Origin of the sequence: Streptomyces sp. NPDC053474 (assembly GCF_044544845.1) — a bacterium.
Taxonomy (GTDB): domain Bacteria; phylum Actinomycetota; class Actinomycetes; order Streptomycetales; family Streptomycetaceae; genus Streptomyces.
This window is the reverse complement of sequence record NZ_JBITXV010000012.1, coordinates 265,628-281,865: the sequence shown is the minus strand read 5'-3', so window position 1 is coordinate 281,865 and position 16,238 is coordinate 265,628. Positions and strand designations below refer to the sequence as shown.

12 protein-coding genes are annotated in these 16,238 nt (G+C 71.5%); 8 read left to right on the top strand and 4 right to left on the bottom strand.

Annotation, left to right across the window (positions count from 1 at the left end):
- Positions 1–534: 534 nt before the first annotated feature.
- The 3 genes from ACIG3E_RS28220 to ACIG3E_RS28210 all read right to left on the bottom strand — a co-directional run bounded on the left by ACIG3E_RS28220 (position 535) and on the right by ACIG3E_RS28210 (position 5,146).
- Positions 535–2,619: an AfsR/SARP family transcriptional regulator gene (locus tag ACIG3E_RS28220; protein ID WP_399622084.1), complete on the bottom strand. Its 2,085-nt coding sequence runs from the start codon at positions 2,617–2,619 to the stop codon at positions 535–537.
- 813 nt (positions 2,620–3,432) lie between these two features.
- Positions 3,433–4,059 (bottom strand): peptide deformylase, encoded by a 627-nt coding sequence (gene def / locus ACIG3E_RS28215; protein WP_399622081.1) that lies wholly within the window; start codon positions 4,057–4,059, stop codon positions 3,433–3,435.
- A 229-nt stretch (positions 4,060–4,288) separates the two neighbouring features.
- Entirely contained in the window at positions 4,289–5,146 is an 858-nt protein-coding gene (locus tag ACIG3E_RS28210; RefSeq protein WP_399622078.1) for a helix-turn-helix transcriptional regulator, read from the bottom strand.
- Between the two features lie 382 nt (positions 5,147–5,528).
- Between ACIG3E_RS28210 and ACIG3E_RS28205 the strand changes: the two genes are divergently transcribed.
- From ACIG3E_RS28205 to ACIG3E_RS28185, 5 genes are all read left to right on the top strand, one after another.
- On the top strand, positions 5,529–6,833 hold the full coding sequence (locus tag ACIG3E_RS28205) for a hypothetical protein (protein ID WP_399622075.1): 1,305 nt from the start codon (positions 5,529–5,531) through the stop codon (positions 6,831–6,833).
- Positions 6,830–8,071, top strand: a complete 1,242-nt coding sequence (locus tag ACIG3E_RS28200) for an MFS transporter (protein WP_399622073.1) — start codon at positions 6,830–6,832, stop codon at positions 8,069–8,071. Before ACIG3E_RS28205 ends, ACIG3E_RS28200 begins: the two co-directional genes overlap by 4 nt.
- A gap of 82 nt (positions 8,072–8,153) precedes the next feature.
- Positions 8,154–9,389, top strand: a complete 1,236-nt coding sequence (locus tag ACIG3E_RS28195; protein ID WP_399622070.1) for an ATP-grasp domain-containing protein — start codon at positions 8,154–8,156, stop codon at positions 9,387–9,389.
- Positions 9,390–9,584: 195 nt separating this feature from the next.
- Complete coding sequence (locus ACIG3E_RS28190) at positions 9,585–11,144, top strand: AMP-binding protein (protein WP_399622067.1); 1,560 nt, start codon at positions 9,585–9,587, stop codon at positions 11,142–11,144.
- A gap of 97 nt (positions 11,145–11,241) precedes the next feature.
- Positions 11,242–12,417 carry an acyl-CoA dehydrogenase family protein gene (locus ACIG3E_RS28185; RefSeq protein WP_399622064.1) on the top strand — a complete coding sequence of 392 codons (1,176 nt, stop codon included), beginning with the start codon at positions 11,242–11,244 and terminating at the stop codon, positions 12,415–12,417.
- Between the two features lie 115 nt (positions 12,418–12,532).
- Here the strand turns inward: ACIG3E_RS28185 and ACIG3E_RS28180 are convergent, their stop codons facing one another.
- Positions 12,533–12,703 carry a hypothetical protein gene (locus ACIG3E_RS28180; protein ID WP_399622061.1) on the bottom strand — a complete coding sequence of 57 codons (171 nt, stop codon included), beginning with the start codon at positions 12,701–12,703 and terminating at the stop codon, positions 12,533–12,535.
- Between the two features lie 318 nt (positions 12,704–13,021).
- Here ACIG3E_RS28180 and ACIG3E_RS28175 point away from each other — a divergent pair, with 318 nt between their 5' ends.
- From ACIG3E_RS28175 to ACIG3E_RS28165, 3 genes are all read left to right on the top strand, one after another.
- Positions 13,022–13,858 carry an alpha/beta fold hydrolase gene (locus ACIG3E_RS28175; protein WP_399622058.1) on the top strand — a complete coding sequence of 279 codons (837 nt, stop codon included), beginning with the start codon at positions 13,022–13,024 and terminating at the stop codon, positions 13,856–13,858.
- Positions 13,859–14,011: 153 nt separating this feature from the next.
- Entirely contained in the window at positions 14,012–15,469 is a 1,458-nt protein-coding gene (locus tag ACIG3E_RS28170; protein ID WP_399622055.1) for a benzaldehyde dehydrogenase, read from the top strand.
- A gap of 148 nt (positions 15,470–15,617) precedes the next feature.
- Positions 15,618–16,193, top strand: a complete 576-nt coding sequence (locus ACIG3E_RS28165) for an NADPH-dependent FMN reductase (RefSeq protein ID WP_399622053.1) — start codon at positions 15,618–15,620, stop codon at positions 16,191–16,193.
- Positions 16,194–16,238 lie beyond the last annotated feature (45 nt).

The following is a 16,238-nucleotide window of genomic DNA, read 5'->3' as shown; positions in this document are numbered from 1 at the left end:
GATGCGCAGGCCCCGGCAACCCGGGTACACGCGACTGGACATGATCCCGCCCGGCCAAGAGGGGATGCTCGCACACCAGCTGAAGGCCGGCCACTCACGGGGCGCTCTCGCATGCCCGGCAGACGGTGTCGGCGCCGCACTGACGTGTGGCGCGCGAACCGCATACGCGGGCGATCCCCACCTGCCCGCGCCGGCCTGGAAGCCGACGGCGCCGCCCGGGCCCTGACCTGCCAGCACACCTGGTGGCCAAGGAGCAGTGACAGACTTCACCAAGGCTGCTGAGAGGCTGGTGGCCTGTCAATGAGCCTGTGCATCGTGCAGTTGCAGGTTACCCAGGTCTGGTGCCGCCTGGAGGCCAGGATGTTCGTGCCGGTCGCAGGCAAATGGCTTCGGTGAAGATCGTCAGTCACTTTCCCGTGCCCCTGACAGTGAGCACCAGCAGAGCCTCTCCCGGGCGGCCGCTCACCGCGGCCGGCGCGCCCCCGACGTGGGTAGGACGCTCGCGCCCCGGGAGCATCACCGAACGCTGTCAGTTCAAGGGCCCCAGTCCTTGGTGGATGAGTTCACGGTGTCCAGTAGCTCCGCTGCGGTGCGGCGGACTTCGGGACTGTGCTGGCCGGCCTGCTGGACGGCTTTGGTGATGCCGGGCAGCTCGGCGGTCCACCAGGCCCGCGCTGCGGTCTTGTCCGGGAGGTCAAGTCCTGGGTGACGGGTGGGGCCAGGCCGATTTGGTGCGGGACTGCTGGGGTGGATGCGCCGGTAGCTGTTGCGGCTGGTGGCCAGGTAGAAGTCGAGCAGGCGCGCCAGCACTGGCTCGACGGGGTGCTCCCCGATGTCTTCGTCCCGGGCTCGAGCCCGGGCGAATAGCCGCAGCAGGTGGTGGTAGCGGTAGCGGCCTGCGGCGGGCGATTGCAGAAGGCTCAGGTCGACCAGAGACTCGATGATCGGCTCGGCGCGTGCCGGGTGCAGCTCGAGGATCGCCGCGGCGGCGTGGAGTTCCAGGTCGGGTGTGTCGGGCAGGGCCAGCAGCTTGAAGGCTCTGGCCTGGTCGTTGTCCAGTTGCCGGTAGCTCAGTTGGAACCCCGTTTCGACCGTGAGCTGATCCGTGCGCAGTTCCGCCAGGGTGCGGCGTTCATCGGCGAGGCGTTCGGCCAGGTGTGCGATGGTCCAGGTGGGGCGGGTCGCCAGGCGGGCAGCGGCGATCCGCACGGCCAGGGGCAGGAATCCGCAGGCAGCGACCAGTTCTTGCGCGGGAGCGGGCTCGTCGCGCACGCGGGTCTCGCCGAGAACACCGGCGAACAGGGCAAGGCCCTCGTCCTGTTGGAGAACATCGAGGGTGATGCGCCGTGCCCCGGTCAGTCCGGGCAGCTGGCTGCGGCTGGTGATCAGCACGGCACAGGCGGGTGTGCCAGGCAACAGGGAGGCGATCTGCGCGGCGTCGCGGGCGTTGTCGAGCAGAATCAGGATCCGGCGGTCGGCCAGCAGCGAGCGATAGAGGGCGGCGCGGGTCTCAACCCCAGCGGGAATTGCCCGGTTGGGGACGCCGAGGGCTTCCAGGAACTCACCCAGGATGCGCGCGGGGTCGGTTCCCGGTTCGTCGAGGCCGCGAAGATCGGCGTACATCTGGCCGTCGGGGTAATGGCCGCGTATGGCGTGCGCTACGCGAATGGCCAAGGTGGTCTTGCCGATGCCGCCGATCCCCGTGATGGCACAGATCGTCATGGCCCGGGCGGGCGGATCTGTGAGGGTGGCGGTCAGCTGGGCGACCAGGTCACCGCGGCCGGTGAAATCGGCGATATCGGCGGGCAGCTGAGCCGGCGCGGGGCGGGCGAGCCAGGCCCCGTCGGCCAGTCCGGTGCTCGGAACCGCGCCGGTGCTCCCATGCTCCGCAGAGCCGGCAGATTCGCAGGCCAGGGCAGGGGTGCGGGCAAGGATGTCCTGGTACACGCGATTGAGGTCGTGGCCCGGATCGATGCCGAGCTCCGCGGCAAGAGCGGTCCGGACACGCTGATAGACGGCCAGCGCGTCTGCTTGGCGACCGGATCGGTAGAGGGCGCGCATCAGCAGACCATGGAGCCTTTCGCGTAGCGGATGCTGGGCGGCCAGAGCGGTGAGTTCCTCGACGACCTGAGCGTGGCCGCCCCTGGCCAGCTCCGCCTCGGCAAGCCTCTCCTGCACGCCCAGATGCCGTTCGACCAGGAGGGTGCGCTGGGCCGCGACGGCGGGTCCGGGCAACCCCGCCAGCGGAGTGCCGCGCCACAGTTCCAGGGCCTGGCGCAGCCGGACTGGGTTGGTCGTGGCGGTCGTGGCGTCGAAATCCGCCAGATCGAAGGAGGCGCCGGTCAGGGGCAGGGCGTAGCCGCCGCCTCTGAAGACGACGCGTTCGACGCCGAGGACCTTGCGCAGTCCGGAAGCATAGGTACGCACCGAGCGTGTGGCCTGCGCGGGCGGGTCGTCCCACAGTCCGTCGATGAGCTGTTCGGTGCTGACGGCGCGGCCTCTGGCCAGCAGCAACAGAGCAAGCATCGAACGTTGCAGCCGGGTGCCCAGTTCGAGCTCGGTCTCTCCTGTGCAGACCCGCAGCGGCCCCATCACACCAAACCGAAGAGCTTTCGCCATGTGCACTGCTTCCACTGATTCATGTCCGAACCCGGCGGCCCGGCTCGATCGGACCTTGGACGGATCCTGGTCGGCGCCTGCTGAACGCCAGCGCCGCCGCGCCCGAAAGAAGGCACGGACACCTCACGGCTGGCAGGAGCCCTGGCTGGTGAGGTTGAATCCCTCGCTGAGCCCTGGCCTGGGAAGAGGCAGGATTCTCTCGCGCGCGGCGGCGCCGTCAACGCGCCTTCTCGGGGCCCCGACTGCCTTCCGGCGGCCCGCCCCTGCCGCACACGGGCGACTCAAGCGCCTGAAGGGCGGCCGCCGCTCCGTTTTTCCAGCGTCGGCCGCCAGCCGTCATGACCCGGGGTCCCGGGCGCGGCCGCTCGAAGGCCGTCTGGGCGTTCGTGCAGGCTGCCCGCCGTCCGCCCAGGTCGTCTTCCCGCAGTGAGGTCCAGCTGGTCGCGGGCGCGCGCCGCACGGGAACCCGCGGGGTGAAGCCAAAAGGACGCATCAGCCGGGATGGCCCCGACACGCTGGGGGAGCGGTGTGTGTGAGCAGCCGTGCGCAGGGTCGGCACCGGGCGGCTCTGGCTCGAGGGCCTCAAGGATGCGGGAGCCCGCGGCGACGAGCAGACCGTACGGGCCGGTGCGGTCCTGGCCCGGACTCCAGCCCCTGGCCCGGTGTTGCGGCGGTGGCCGGTGCGGTGCCGGTACTGCTCGGCTGTGCGACGGCTTCCCCACGGGGCTCACTCCCGCCTTGTCCCCGTGATCCGGGCGTTGCGGTGGCGCGACGCGGCAGGCCACCCGAACTCACACAGGCGGTGCGGGCTGGTCAGCCGCGCAGGGTGCGGGCCCGTGCCTCGCGCTGTGCCAACACCGTTTGGCGGTTGGCGGCCATCTCCTGAAGGGCGCGGGTGCGCTGGTCGGGGGTGAGATGGTCGATGTAGAGGGTGCCGTTGAGGTGGTCGGTCTCGTGCTGGAAACACCGGGCGAGCAGGCCCTGGCCCTCCAGGACAACGGCGTTGCCGTCCTTGTCCTGGCCGCGCACGACCGTACGCGTGGCCCGGGGAACTTCGTGGAGCCCGCCGCCCGGCACCGAGAGGCAGCCCTCCTTGCCCGCGGCGGGCTCTGCGGGCTGCTGGACGTCGATGACGGGGTTGCAGATGTGGCCGATATGGCGCTGCCCGTCCTCGCCGGGGCAGTCGTAGACGAAGACCCGGAGGTCGACACCGATCTGGTTCGCGGCCAGGCCGACCCCCTGGGCCACGTGCATGGTGAAGAACATGTCATCGACGAGCCGCGCGAGCTCCGGGCCGAACTCGGTGACCTCGGCACACCGGCGGTGCAGCACCGACGTGCCGACCTCGGTGATGGACCGGTAGGAACCGCGCAGGGCTTCCGGCGGCAGTGACCGCTCAGTCGGCGGGGCGGGGACGGCATCGGTCTGGGGCGTGGACATAGCGAGTGAGGGCCTTTCTGATGGGCGTATGACTCAGCTGTGAAGAATCATGCACTATGTAACGTTACAGAAAATGAGTGTAACTAAATCTAAGTCCGGGCCTCAGGGGCCTACTGCCGGAAGACGCGGGGCGCTGCTGTAGAGGGGCGGGGGCAGGCTCAATTCGCCGCGGGGGTGGGCGCGTGGGCTGCGGTTGCGGCGCTGGCGCGCCGGGCCCGACGTCGGCGCCTCAGTGGGTGTGGTCCAGCCAGGGAGCCTCGGGGTGGGCCAGGAGCTGGTCCATGCGCGAGCGGCTGTCCTCATCGGCAGGAGTCCACACGGTGACGATCGTTTCGGCCACGGCGGGTAGCTCCATGCGCGTCAGGGACAGCGACAGCTCGCCGACCGCGGCGTGGTGGTAGGTCATGTTCTGGGTCGGCGGTGCGCCGACGTCGTGGGTGGCCCACAGCCGCGTGAATTCCGGGCTGGCGGTGGCCAGTGCGCGGATCAGGTCGGTCCAGGCCGGGTCGTCGAGGTGGTGGGCGAAGTCCGCGCGGAACGAAGCGACCATGTGGGGCAGGCCGACGTCGCGGTTGACGAACTGGCGGCAGCACTCGGGGGTGGTGAACATCTCCCACAAGACGTTGCGGGAGCTCTCGGGTGAGGTGAGCCGGGGCCACAGGGCGGCGGCCGCCGTGTTCCATCCCAGCAGGTCCCAGCGGGTGTTGATGGCCGCGGCGGGGAAGCCGGTGATGGCGTCGAGGATCGTCTGCAGGGTGGGGGTGATCGGGTTGGCGGTGGTGGCCACCGCGGGGATGGGTACCTCGGCCAGGCGGTAGAGGTGGGCGCGTTCGGCGGCGTCCAGGCGCAGGGTGGCGGCGATGGCGTCGAGGATCTGCGGGCCGACGTTGATGGGGCGTCCCTGTTCGAGCCACGTGTACCAGGTGATGGAGACTCCGGCCAGGTGGGCGACCTCCTCGCGGCGCAGTCCTGGTGTCCGGCGGCGCAGTCCTGGTGCTATGCCGGCCGCGGCGGGGGTGAGGCGGTCGCGGCGGCTGCGCAGGAACGCGGCGAGTTCGGTGCGGCGGGGGGAGGGGGCGGAGTTCACCCACCCATCATCAACCACGCCCCACACCGGTTGCCAGGTGCTGCTGGCACCAGCGTTAACAGCGTCTTGGTAGGGGTGTCACCGCGGCGACAGGGTGGCTCTGCGACACCCGCTCCGACAAGAACTGGAGGTCTGCGCTGTGCGTGCCGCGCCGTTTCCGATGCGTTTGACCGTCCGCAGTGACGTGCCCGCCACCCAGGAACACGTGCTGGCCCCACCGGACGGCGCCCTCGCCGCCGAGGTGCACGGCGCCAGCGGGTCGCTGGGCATGCGGACTTGGCGTCCGGTCGATCTGGCAGCGGCACCCGTCCCGCACTGTCGGGCCCGGCGTGATCATGCACCCGATGCCCGCCGCCCAGGCCCCCACCCCGTGGAGAACCACATGAAATACCCTCTGGGACTGATCGATCACGGCTTCGTGCCGCGCAAGCTCACGGTCAGCTATGTGGCCGTCTGTGCCGGTGCGGTCGATATCGCGGGGCTGCACACCGCGTTCGGGCTGCTGTGCGACAAGTATCCGATGCTGCGCGGCACGATAGAGACGAGCGGCGAGCAGTGCTGGCTGCACATACCCGATGACAGCGCCGGCAACGCGGCCACCGAGACCGTGCAGGGCACGGTGGCCGACTGGCTCGAGCACGGCCTCACGGTCCTGGATCCCGCGCACGGCCTGGCGAAACTCACCATCGTGACCGAGGGCGAGCAGACCGCGGTCGCCCTGCAGGTGTCTCACGCGATCAACGACGCCACGCTGGGATCGGCGCTGCTGGAGTACTTCTGGCACACGGCCGCCGCCCTGGCCCAGGGCAAGGTGCCCCCGGACCCGGCCCCGGTCCACCCGCGCAGCCTCGAACAGGCCTACCACGCCCGCGCCCTGTCCCTGCCCCGCCTCACCGCGGCGGCCGCGGTCCCGGTGCACAGCCTCCCCGCCACCGACACCGGGGGCGGCGCGGGCTTCGCCCCCCAGCCCGCGCAGCGCATCACCCTGTCGCAGGCAGACACCGCCGCCCTGCTCGCTCACGCGCGGGCATCGGGGACGACCCTGCACGCCCTGCTGGCCGCGGCGATCATCCGCGCCGAACGCGCGACGCTCACCGAAGCGGCCGGTGCCGCACCCGAACTGCCGATGATCATGTTTCATCTCGTGGACCTGCGCCCCCACCTGCGCCCCGTGGCGCGCCCCGATGAGGTCACCAATGCCCTGGGGTTCGCGCCCACGGTCACCGCATGCGGGCCCACTTCGGACCTGGGCGTGCTGGCCAGGGAGACGAAGGCGCAGCTCGTCGCCGGGATCGAAGACGGGAGCGCGCTCGCGGTCATGCGGGCCGCGGCGTCGGCGGCCGCCCAGGGCCGCGCGCGTACCGGCGTCGGGAACTTCCTCACCAACTGGGGCCCGGTGCCCGAGCTCGCCGTGCCGCCGGGGATGGAGATCGTCGACTTCCGCGGCTTCGCCACCTCCGAGGCGGTGTCCTGGGTGGGCTATTTCGTCTCCACCTTCACCGGGCGGTGCAGCATCGAACTGGCCTGCTCCCCGCGCTACCACCGGCCCGCGCAGATGGCGCGCCTGCGCGAGCGCATCGTCGCGGGCCTGGCCGAACTGACCCACCCCGCTGAACACCCACCCGCTGCGACTGCTGAGGCACGAGGCAGCGTGGCGCTTTCTGACAAGGCAGGCCCTTCGGCATGACGGTTACCGCGCCCCCTCCTGCGGCCGCCCCCTCCCGCCCGTCCGGCCCGTCCGCGCGGGTGGTCATCACCACGCTGCTGGCGACGACGTTCCTGGTCAAAGCCTGCGGATTCGCCTACGACTTCCTCGGCTACTCCATCGGCGCGGCGCACGGCTCGACCGCTGCCGGTGCCGCGCTGACGGTCTTCGGGGTCGGCTGGTGTGTCGGGCAGCTGGTCAGCGGGGCGATGACCGACCGGATCGGAGCCCGTGCCGCGTGCACGGCGGGACTGCTGCTTGCCGCAGCGGTCTGCGCCGGGCTCGCCGTGGCCAGCAGCCTGCACGCCCTGCTGCTGCTTGCCTTCTGCCTGGGCTGCACCATGGACGTCCACCGGCCGGCCGTCTCCGCGCAGATCAACGACCGCCTCACCAATGAGGGAGCACGCACCCGCGCCCAGGGCTGGGTCTACTGGGTGTCGAACGTGGGCCTCTCGCTGAGCTCGGGCGTCGGCGGCTTTGTGGCCCACGCCCATGGCTACCGGTTCCTGTTCGCCCTCAACGCCGTTGCCTGCGTGGCCGCAGCCCTCCTGGTGCGCGCCATGCTGAGCGGCCGGCACAGCACGCCCCGGGGCGAACGCCGGCACGAGCACGCCACCTACGCACAGATCGTCTCCGACCCCCGGCTGCGGTGGATGGTTGCTGCGGCCATCGCGGCGACGACCTGCGCCTACGGCCTGATCAGCGTCCTGCCCCTGGTCATGAGCACGGACCACCTCGCCCCGTCCGCCTACGGCACCGCCATGCTCGCCAACTCCGCTGCGGTACTGCTGCTCAGCCCGCCTCTGACCCGCCTTCTGGTCGGCGCCGACGAGCGCGTCCGATACCCCATCGGCCCGGTGTTCGCCGCCGGCAGCCTGATCCTGGGCGCCGCCATGGCACTGGCGGCCTTGCAGCACACCACCCTGGGCTACACCACCGCGGCTGTGCTCATGGTGCCCGGCGAGATCTGCTACAGCGTCGCCGCCGGCGCGTTCGTCGCGACGGCCGCCCCGCCCGGCGCCATCGGCCGCTACCAGGCCGCCCTCAGCGTCGCGGGCGCGATCGCCTCGCTCACCCCGCTGGGCATCGCTGGTGCCCTCAACGCGGGAGGCCGCCCCCTGGTCGCCGGTCTCCTCATCACCAGCGCCGCGCTGGGAGCTCTGGCCTGTGTGCCGCTCTCCCGCACCCTGCGGACTTCCCCCACTTCAGCGCCGGCCTAGCACCGCCACCTGCCCAACTGCCCCTGCGACAGCCGGCATCCCAGCGCCCACAGCTCTACAGCACCACGAGAGGAACAGCTCCATGAAGGTAGCGATCGTCGACGGATACTCCACCGGGGCGACGCTGGCCAGGCGACTGGCCCGAGCGGGGGTCGACTGCATCCACGTGCGAAGCCAGCCGGACATCGGCGCCTTCCTCCTGCGCTCGTTCAGCCGCGACGACTACGTCCTCGATCTGGGCTTCACCGCCGACTTCACCAGCCTCACGCGGGAACTCGCCCGCCTGCGCGTCTCCCGCGTGATAGCCGGTACCGAAACCGGCGTCGTGCTGGCGGAGACCCTCGCGAGCGCGCTGCATCTGCCGGCGAACGACCCCGCCCTGGTCGCAGCCCGCCGCGACAAGTTCCTCATGCAGCAGGCTGCCCAGGCCGCGGGCCTTGCGACCCCGCACACCACCGTCGCCCGCTCCGCCCGCGCCGCAGCCGACTGGTACACCGTGTGGGGTCTGGAGGAGGTGGTGGTCAAGCCCCTGGCCAGCGCGGGCACCGACGGCGTGACGTTCTGCGGCTCGGCCGAGGAGGTCGGCCAGGCCGCCACCGCCGTCCTGGGCACCCCCAACCTCTTCGGCGAGCCCAACGACGCCGTGCTCGTCCAGGAACGCCTGCACGGAACCGAGTACTGCATCAACACGGTCTCCTTGAGCGGGCAGCACCACGTCGCCGAGATCTGGCGCTACACCAAACGCATCGGCCCGACCGCCGCACCCCTCTACGACTTCCAGGAGCCCGTCGATGCCGTCAGCGCCGACGGGAAGGTGCTCATCGGCTACGTCCGGGAGGTCCTGGACGCGCTCGGCATCACCGAGACGCCCGCCCATACCGAGGTCATGCTCACCGACCGGGGACCGGTCCTCATCGAGACAGGCGCTCGCCTCGGCGGAGGCACCGGGCCCGAGGTGGTGGACGCCTACCTCGGGGTATCCCAGACCGCCCTGGCGGTCACCGCCATGATCGATCCCGCGTCTCTGCGCACCCGCACCACCCCCGGTCCGGGCCGGCCGCTGCTGCGGTGGGTCGACTTCATCAACCACCACCCCGGCCCGGCCAGCCCCGATGCCCTCACCAAGATCGCGGAACTCCCCAGCGTCGTCGCGGTCTTCCCCAGCTTTGCCCCGGGCCAGTACCTCGCCCCCACCAGCAGCCTGCCGACCTCTCCCGGGTTCGCCTACCTCGCGGCGCCCACCTCCCAAGAGCTGATCGAGGACTACGACACCCTGCGCGCCTGGGAGCACGAGGGCCTCTACACAAGTCCACGCTGAGGCACGGCACGGCCGGGCCCGGCCACCTTGAACAGCGGCTTGCGGAACCGCGAACTGCTCCCGCTCGCACGCCGCGAGGAGGAGCGCGCGCCGCACGACCGGTCCGCGCCCGTGCGCACCAGCCTTCGGGGCACCGTGCGGAACCTTTCCCGGCCCACTCGCCCCCGCCAACGTGACAGAGCACGAAGAAGGATCATGAACAAGGTCACTGCTCACGACAACTACACCGTCTCGGTGCTGCACCGGCTCTCGGCGAGAGGCGAGCGTGAGGCGATCGTCGCGGGAGCGCGGCGGATCAGCGGCACCGAGGCCGCCCGCACGGTCCTGCGCTTCGCTGCAGCGCTGCGGGGCAGGGGGGTGGCGGACGGAGACGGGGTGGCGCTGTTCGTGGAGAACTCTCCCGAGGCGCTCCTGCTGCAGCTGGCCGTCCATTTCGCCGGGGGCCGCCTGGTCTTCGTGCCGCCCGAGCCCGGCAACCGCGAACTCCAAGCGCTGGTCCGGCGCGCCGACGTCAAGGTGCTCCTGTTCGACCCGGTCTTCGAAGACCGGACCCGCCAGATCGTCGGCCAGGCGGCCATTCCGCATCTCTTCAGCATCGGCGCGTCATCGGTTGGCGCCGACTTCCTGACCGCGGCGTCCGGCCGTGCCCCGCTCTCGCTGAACGAGGCGGCCGACGGCCGCCACCTCGCGACACTTCTCTACACCGGCGGCACGACCGGTCTGCCCAAGCTGGTCGTGCACCGCAGCGGCTACTACGACGGCTATCTGCGGACTTCCCACGCCTGCGCCGACGGCGCGCCGGCCGACCCCGCGATGCTGATCGGCACGCTGGTGACGCACACCAGCGGCCACGCCGCCTTCCTGACCGGCGTCCTGAGCGGCCACACCATCGTCTTGCTGAGGACCTTCGACGCCGGCACGGCTCTGTCGGTGATGGACAGCGAACACGTCACCAGGATGATGGTCGTGACGCCGATGCTGTACGAACTGCTGGACCATCCGGACTGCCTGCCCGGCCGCTTCCCCGCGCTGACGACTCTGCTGTACGGCGGAGCGGCTGCTTCCCCCGCCCGTCTCAGGCAAGCGATGGAGCGTTTCGGTCCGGTGCTGCACCAGATCTATGCGGCATCCGAGAGCGGGCTCGTCACCGAACTCACCCCCGCGGAGCATGACGTGCAGCGGCCCGAGTCCCTGACCAGCTGCGGACGCCCGGCGCCCGGGGTCGAAGTGGAGCTGCGGGACACCGACGGCAAGCCCGTGCCCGTAGGGCGCATCGGCGAGCTGTACGTGCGCAGCCCTACGGTGATGGAGGGCTACTGGAACGACCCGGAACGCACCGCCGAGGTACTCGATGACGAAGGCTGGTTCCGCAGCGGCGACATCGCCCGCCAAGACGAGAGCGGCTATCTGTACCTGGTCGACCGCGCGCGGGACATCATCGTGACGGGCCGCACGGCCGACAACGTCTACTCCCGCCTTCTCGACGACTTCCTCACCGCACACCCGGCCGTCAAGGACGCCGCCGCCATCGGCCTGCCCGGTGACGACGGCAAGGAGACCGTGCACGTGGTCCTGGTGCCCCGAGACCTGGCAGGCGCCCCGGACCTCGTACGGCTGACCCGCGACATCGTCGACGCGCTCGGAGACCTCTACGCTCCGGCCTCCTACTCGATCACCGGCTCCCTCCCGCGGACGGCCGTCGGCAAGACCGACAAAAGAGCCCTGCGCGCAAGCCTGTTGACGGCCCGCACGTAGACCGTTCCGGGACACCACTGACACGGCGTCGCTGCTGCGCGCAGTGACGAGAGCGCGGCTGCCTGTGTGCCGCCCCTGTAAGACGAATTGAGGCCCCATGACCAGCTTGCTGCCCCGCACCGAAGCGCCCCGGGAAAGCCTGTGGCCAAGGGCGGACCGGATCCGCCTGCAGGCGCAGGCCGCGGCCGCAGACACCGACCGCAGACGGCGTCTGGCGCCGGACGTGGTCGAGGCGCTCCGTGACGCGGGGCTGATGCGGTGCGCAGCGCCCGCCAGTGTCGGGGCCGCGCAGGCCCCGCCCGCCGACGCGCTCGCTGGCGCCGAGACGATTGCCCGGGGCGACGCCGCCACCGGCTGGTGCGTCTCCATCGCCATGGCTACCAGCCTGCTGGCGGCCTATCTGCCGGCCGCCGGCGCAGCGGAGATCTTCGGTGACCCGCGCTCGATCGCGGCGGGAGTGTGGGCGCCGCGGGGCACGGCCCGCCCGGTCGACGGCGGGCTGGTCGTCTCCGGGTGCTGGCCGTTCGCCAGCGGCATCACGCATGCGGACTACTTCTTCGGCGGCTGTCTCGTGGAGGACGGCCGAGGCAAGCCGGGCGGCGTTCCGGCGATGCGCACCGTCGGGATCCCGGCCGCGCAGCTGCGGATCCTCGACGACACCTGGCAGACGTCCGGACTGCGCGGAACAGGCAGTCACGATGTCGTGGCCGAGGACGTGTTCGTTCCCACCCACCGCACGCTGTCGCTGGCCCACGGTCCGGTGATCGACGCTCCGCTCTACCGGTTCCCCGTCTTCGGCTACTTCGCCCTGGCCATCGCCGCGGCGGCCCTGGGCAACGCGCGCGGGGCCATCGACGACCTGCTCGACCTCGCGGGCAGCAAACTCTCCTACGGCGCGCGTCGCACGCTCGGCGAGAAGCCGGTGACGCAGACCGCGGTCGCGCAGGCAGAAGCCTGCCTGCGGGCCGCACGCGCCCTGTTCTATGCGGCCATCGAGGACGCATGGCGCGCCGTGTCCACCGGCGAGGCGGTCACGATGGACCTGCGCACCGGACTGCGCCTGGCGGCGACACACGCCGCTCGCACGTCTGCTGACGTCGTCCGGTCCATGTACGACCTCGGCGGCGGATCGGCCATCTACGACGGCTCGCCTCTGCAGCGCCGCTTCCGGGACGCGGCCACCGTCACCGCCCATATCCAGGTCAGCCCGGCCACATGGGAGACGACCGGCCGCATGCTGCTCGGCATCCCCACGGACACGGATCGGCTCTAGGCAACCGTTCCGGCCCAGCCTTCCGGCAGCAGGTGCCATTCCGCTCGGATGCCCGCGTTCGTGCTCCGGACCAGTGGTCGGCCGCGCTGCCGGTGCAGGCCGCAGGAGAGCGCGTTCACCATCCGCTCGTGCCGGTTCGGCCCGCGCCGGGCCCGGGCGGGGCGCGTTCCCCGGCGTTCGCCACCACGGTGCCGATCGTCATCCGTGCGCGCCCGTCGATGGCCAGATGACAGCGCCCGGTCCGCAGGATCGCCTTGGCGACCGCCGGGTCCCGCGGCCTGCCCACCAGGGATGCGGTGTGCGCGTCTGCGTCCCGGCCCGGCGTCGCGGTCGGCGGGTGCCGCCGACGCCCTCCTGGTTCTTGCTGCTCACAGCACGTTCCTTCCTGCCGGTGTGCGCACGGGCTCCGGCGCGGCGCCGGACTCCGCGAGGTTTAGTTTCGACTATTGACTGTAATCAAACTTGTGGTGCATCGTTGTCCCGCCGGACAGCGCGCCACTGGGCGGCCTGGCTGAAAGCCTCCGCCTGCCGCTCTTGCTGGGAGCGCGACATCCGCGCCCGGCGATCCATGCGCGGCCATGCCGCACCCTCACGAAGGAATCTCATGAGCACCGACAAGCACACCGGTCGCACCGCTGCGGTCGTCGGAACGGCCGCAGCCGCGGTCGTCGCCTCCCTCACCTCCCTGGCGCCTTCCGCCGGCGCGCAGGATCTGGACGCCGCGAAGCCCAAGCCGACGGTGGTGCTGGTCCACGGGGCCTTCGCCGACGCCTCCGGCTGGACGGAGACCGCCGCCCGGCTGCGCCACCAGGGCTTCAAGGTCCGGGCGGTGGCCAACCCGCTGCGCGGCCTGGACTACGACACGGCGTACCTGCAGGGCCTGCTCAAGGGCATCAAGGGGCCGAAGATCCTCGTCGGCCACTCCTACGGCGGTGCCGTCATCACCAACGCGGCCACCGCCATCCCTGACGTCAAGGCGCTGGTCTACGTCGCCGCCTTCGCGCCGGACAAGGGCGAGACGCTCGGCGGTCTCCTTGAGCAGCACCCGGACCCGAACGTCCCGCCGCTGCCGCAGCAGGCCTTCCAGTTCACCCGTCCCGACGGCACCACCGGCACCGAGGTCATGCTCGACCCGGCCAAGTTCGCCGACGCGTTCGCCGCTGACGTGCCCGCGAAGACCGCGGCCCTGATGGCCGCCTCCCAGCGGCCCATCGCGGCGGAGGCCTTCGGCCAGCCGGCCAAGCACGCCGCGTGGAAGACCATTCCGTCCTGGGCGCTGGTGGCCAAGAAGGACCACGCGATCGCCCCGAGCCTGGAGCGCTTCATGGCCAAGCGCGCCGACGCCCACATCACCGAGGTCAACAGCTCCCACGCGGTCATGGTCAGCCACCCCAACGTCGTCGGCGACGTGATCAACAGGGCCTACCGCGCCACCCGTTGACCCCCAGCTCCGCGCGGTGGCGATCCCCCGCAGCCGTGCGGACGGCGCCCGCCCGCCCGGTGCCCCCCGGGCCGCCGGGCGGGCAGCCCCTGCTTCCGCTCATCTGACGTCGCACGCGTCCGCCCTGCGGCGGGCCGAGAAATTCGAGGAACCATGTCTTTGTTCGACCCTGCCCTCTGGTCCGGAAAGATCAACATCGACGGCTGGCAGGATGCCGCGGGCGGCAAGACGGCCGTCGTCAACCCCTCCACCGGTGACACCCTGGAGCACATCGGCTCCGCCGACGCGAGCGACATCACCCGCGCCGCCGCCCGCGCCGCCGAGGCCCAGCGCGCCTGGGCCGCCACCCCGCACACCGAGCGCGCCGCGATACTGCGCCGGGCCGGTGAACTCTTCGCCGCCCACGCTCCTCAGATCCAGGACTGGCTGATCCGCGAGAGCGGCAGCACCCGGGCCCGGGCCGTCTTCGAGACGGACCAGGCGGAGCAGGAGTGCTACGAGGCGGCCGTGCTGTGCTCGCACTCGGTCGGCGAGGTCATGCCGTCCACCGAGCCGCGCCTCAGCATGACCCGCCGGATGCCCGCCGGAGTCGTCGGCGTCATCTCGCCGTTCAACGTGCCGCTGATCCTGGCGATCCGGTCCGTCGCCCCGGCCCTGGCGCTCGGCAACACCGTGGTCCTCAAGCCGGACCCGCGCACCGCGGTGAGCGGTGGCGTCACCATCATGCGGATCTTCGAGGAAGCGGGCCTGCCGCAGGGCGTGCTCACCCTGCTCCCCGGCGACGGCGCGGCGGGCGCGGCGCTGGTCGACGACCCGCACGTGCGCGTCATCTCCTTCACCGGATCCACCGGGGCCGGACGCAAGGTCGGCGAGGCGGCGGCGCGCGGCGTCAAGCGCGCCCACCTCGAACTGGGCGGCAACAACCCGATGATCGTGCTGGCCGACGCCGACCTGGACCGCGCCGTGTCCACGGTGGCCTGGGGCTCCTTCTTCAACCAGGGCCAGGTCTGCATGGCCACCGGACGCATCCTCGTCCACACCGACATCGCCGAGGAGTTCACCGCGCGCCTGGCCGCCAAAGCGGAGCAGCTCACCGTGGGCGACCCCGCCGCTGCCGACGTCGACCTCGGCCCGCTGATCAACGCCCACCAGCGGGACACCATCCACGCCCAGGTCACCGCCAGCATCAACGCCGGTGCCCGACTCCTTGCCGGCGGCACCTACGACAACCTCTTCTACCGCCCCACCGTCCTCGTCGACGTCCCCGACGACGCGCCCGCCTACGCGGAGGAGGTCTTCGGCCCCGTCGTGCCCGTGCGCACGTTCACCACCCTGGACGAGGCCGCACAGCTGGCTGCCGACGACCCTTACGGCCTCTCACTCGGCATCCTCACCCGCGACGTCATGACCGGCCTGGAACTGGCCGAGCGCATCCCCAGCGGCCTGGTGCACATCAACGACCAGACCATCAACGACGACGCCCGCATCCCCTTCGGCGGCGTCGGCTGGTCCGGCACCGGCGCCCGCTTCGGCGGCGAGGCCAACATCGACGCCTTCACCGAGACCCGCTGGATCACCGTCCGCAGCTCCCAGCCGGTCTACCCGATCTGACACGGCCCTCGGCGGTCACGGTGGCAAGCACCCGCTGCCCTGCGGGCGCACGCCGCCGTGCCCGGCCGGTCCGGCACCGCCTCCGGTGCCGGACCGGCACCTACCGTCCTCCCACTCCGCCCCTGCCTCCTTCGAAGGGCCCTCCGCGATGTCCGACCTGACCTTCCTCGCGATCTCCGGCAGCCTGCGCCGCTCCTCCCACAACACCGGCCTGCTGCGCGCCGTGCAGAACCTCGCGCCCCACGGCGTCACCATCGACCTCTACGAGGGTCTTGGCCGGCTTCCCTTCTTCAACGAGGACCTCGAGGACGGCCCCGAGCCCGCCGCCGTCGCCGACCTGAGCCGACGCGTGCGGGAGGCAGACGGCGTCCTCATCGCCACCCCGGAGTACAACTCGGCCATCCCCGGCGTGCTGATGAACGCCCTGGACTGGCTCTCGCGACCCGCTGGCCGGCACGCCCTGCGCCACAAGCCCGTCGCCGTCCTGGGCGCCTCACCCTCCCAGTTCGGCACCGCCCGCGGCCAGCTGGTCCTGCGGCAGATCCTGCACCGCATCCAGGCCCCGGTCGTGGCCCACCCCGAGGTCACCGTCTTCCAGTCGCACCAGCGCTTCGACGCCGACGGCACCTTCACCGGCGACGACATCACCGAGCACCTGCTGCGCGCCCTGCTGGCCGAACTGGCCGTCCTGGCCGACCTCCACGCCCCGGCCCACGCCCTCTGACACCGCCCGAGCCCGGTCCCGCCCCAGCCGGGGCCGCACCCGGAC

Excerpts from the sequence above, each read along its gene's own strand:
- ACIG3E_RS28195 (WP_399622070.1), top strand. The coding sequence starts at position 8,154 with ATGAAGGTAGCGATCGTCGACGGATACTCCACCGGGGCGACGCTGGCC.
- ACIG3E_RS28190 (WP_399622067.1), top strand. The coding sequence starts at position 9,585 with ATGAACAAGGTCACTGCTCACGACAACTACACCGTCTCGGTGCTGCAC.
- ACIG3E_RS28200 (WP_399622073.1), top strand. The coding sequence starts at position 6,830 with ATGACGGTTACCGCGCCCCCTCCTGCGGCCGCCCCCTCCCGCCCGTCC.
- ACIG3E_RS28205 (WP_399622075.1), top strand. The coding sequence starts at position 5,529 with ATGAAATACCCTCTGGGACTGATCGATCACGGCTTCGTGCCGCGCAAG.
- def (WP_399622081.1), bottom strand. The coding sequence starts at position 4,059 with ATGTCCACGCCCCAGACCGATGCCGTCCCCGCCCCGCCGACTGAGCGG.
- ACIG3E_RS28165 (WP_399622053.1), top strand. The coding sequence starts at position 15,618 with ATGTCCGACCTGACCTTCCTCGCGATCTCCGGCAGCCTGCGCCGCTCC.
- ACIG3E_RS28170 (WP_399622055.1), top strand. The coding sequence starts at position 14,012 with ATGTCTTTGTTCGACCCTGCCCTCTGGTCCGGAAAGATCAACATCGAC.
- ACIG3E_RS28220 (WP_399622084.1), bottom strand. The coding sequence starts at position 2,619 with ATGGCGAAAGCTCTTCGGTTTGGTGTGATGGGGCCGCTGCGGGTCTGC.
- ACIG3E_RS28185 (WP_399622064.1), top strand. The coding sequence starts at position 11,242 with ATGACCAGCTTGCTGCCCCGCACCGAAGCGCCCCGGGAAAGCCTGTGG.
- ACIG3E_RS28175 (WP_399622058.1), top strand. The coding sequence starts at position 13,022 with ATGAGCACCGACAAGCACACCGGTCGCACCGCTGCGGTCGTCGGAACG.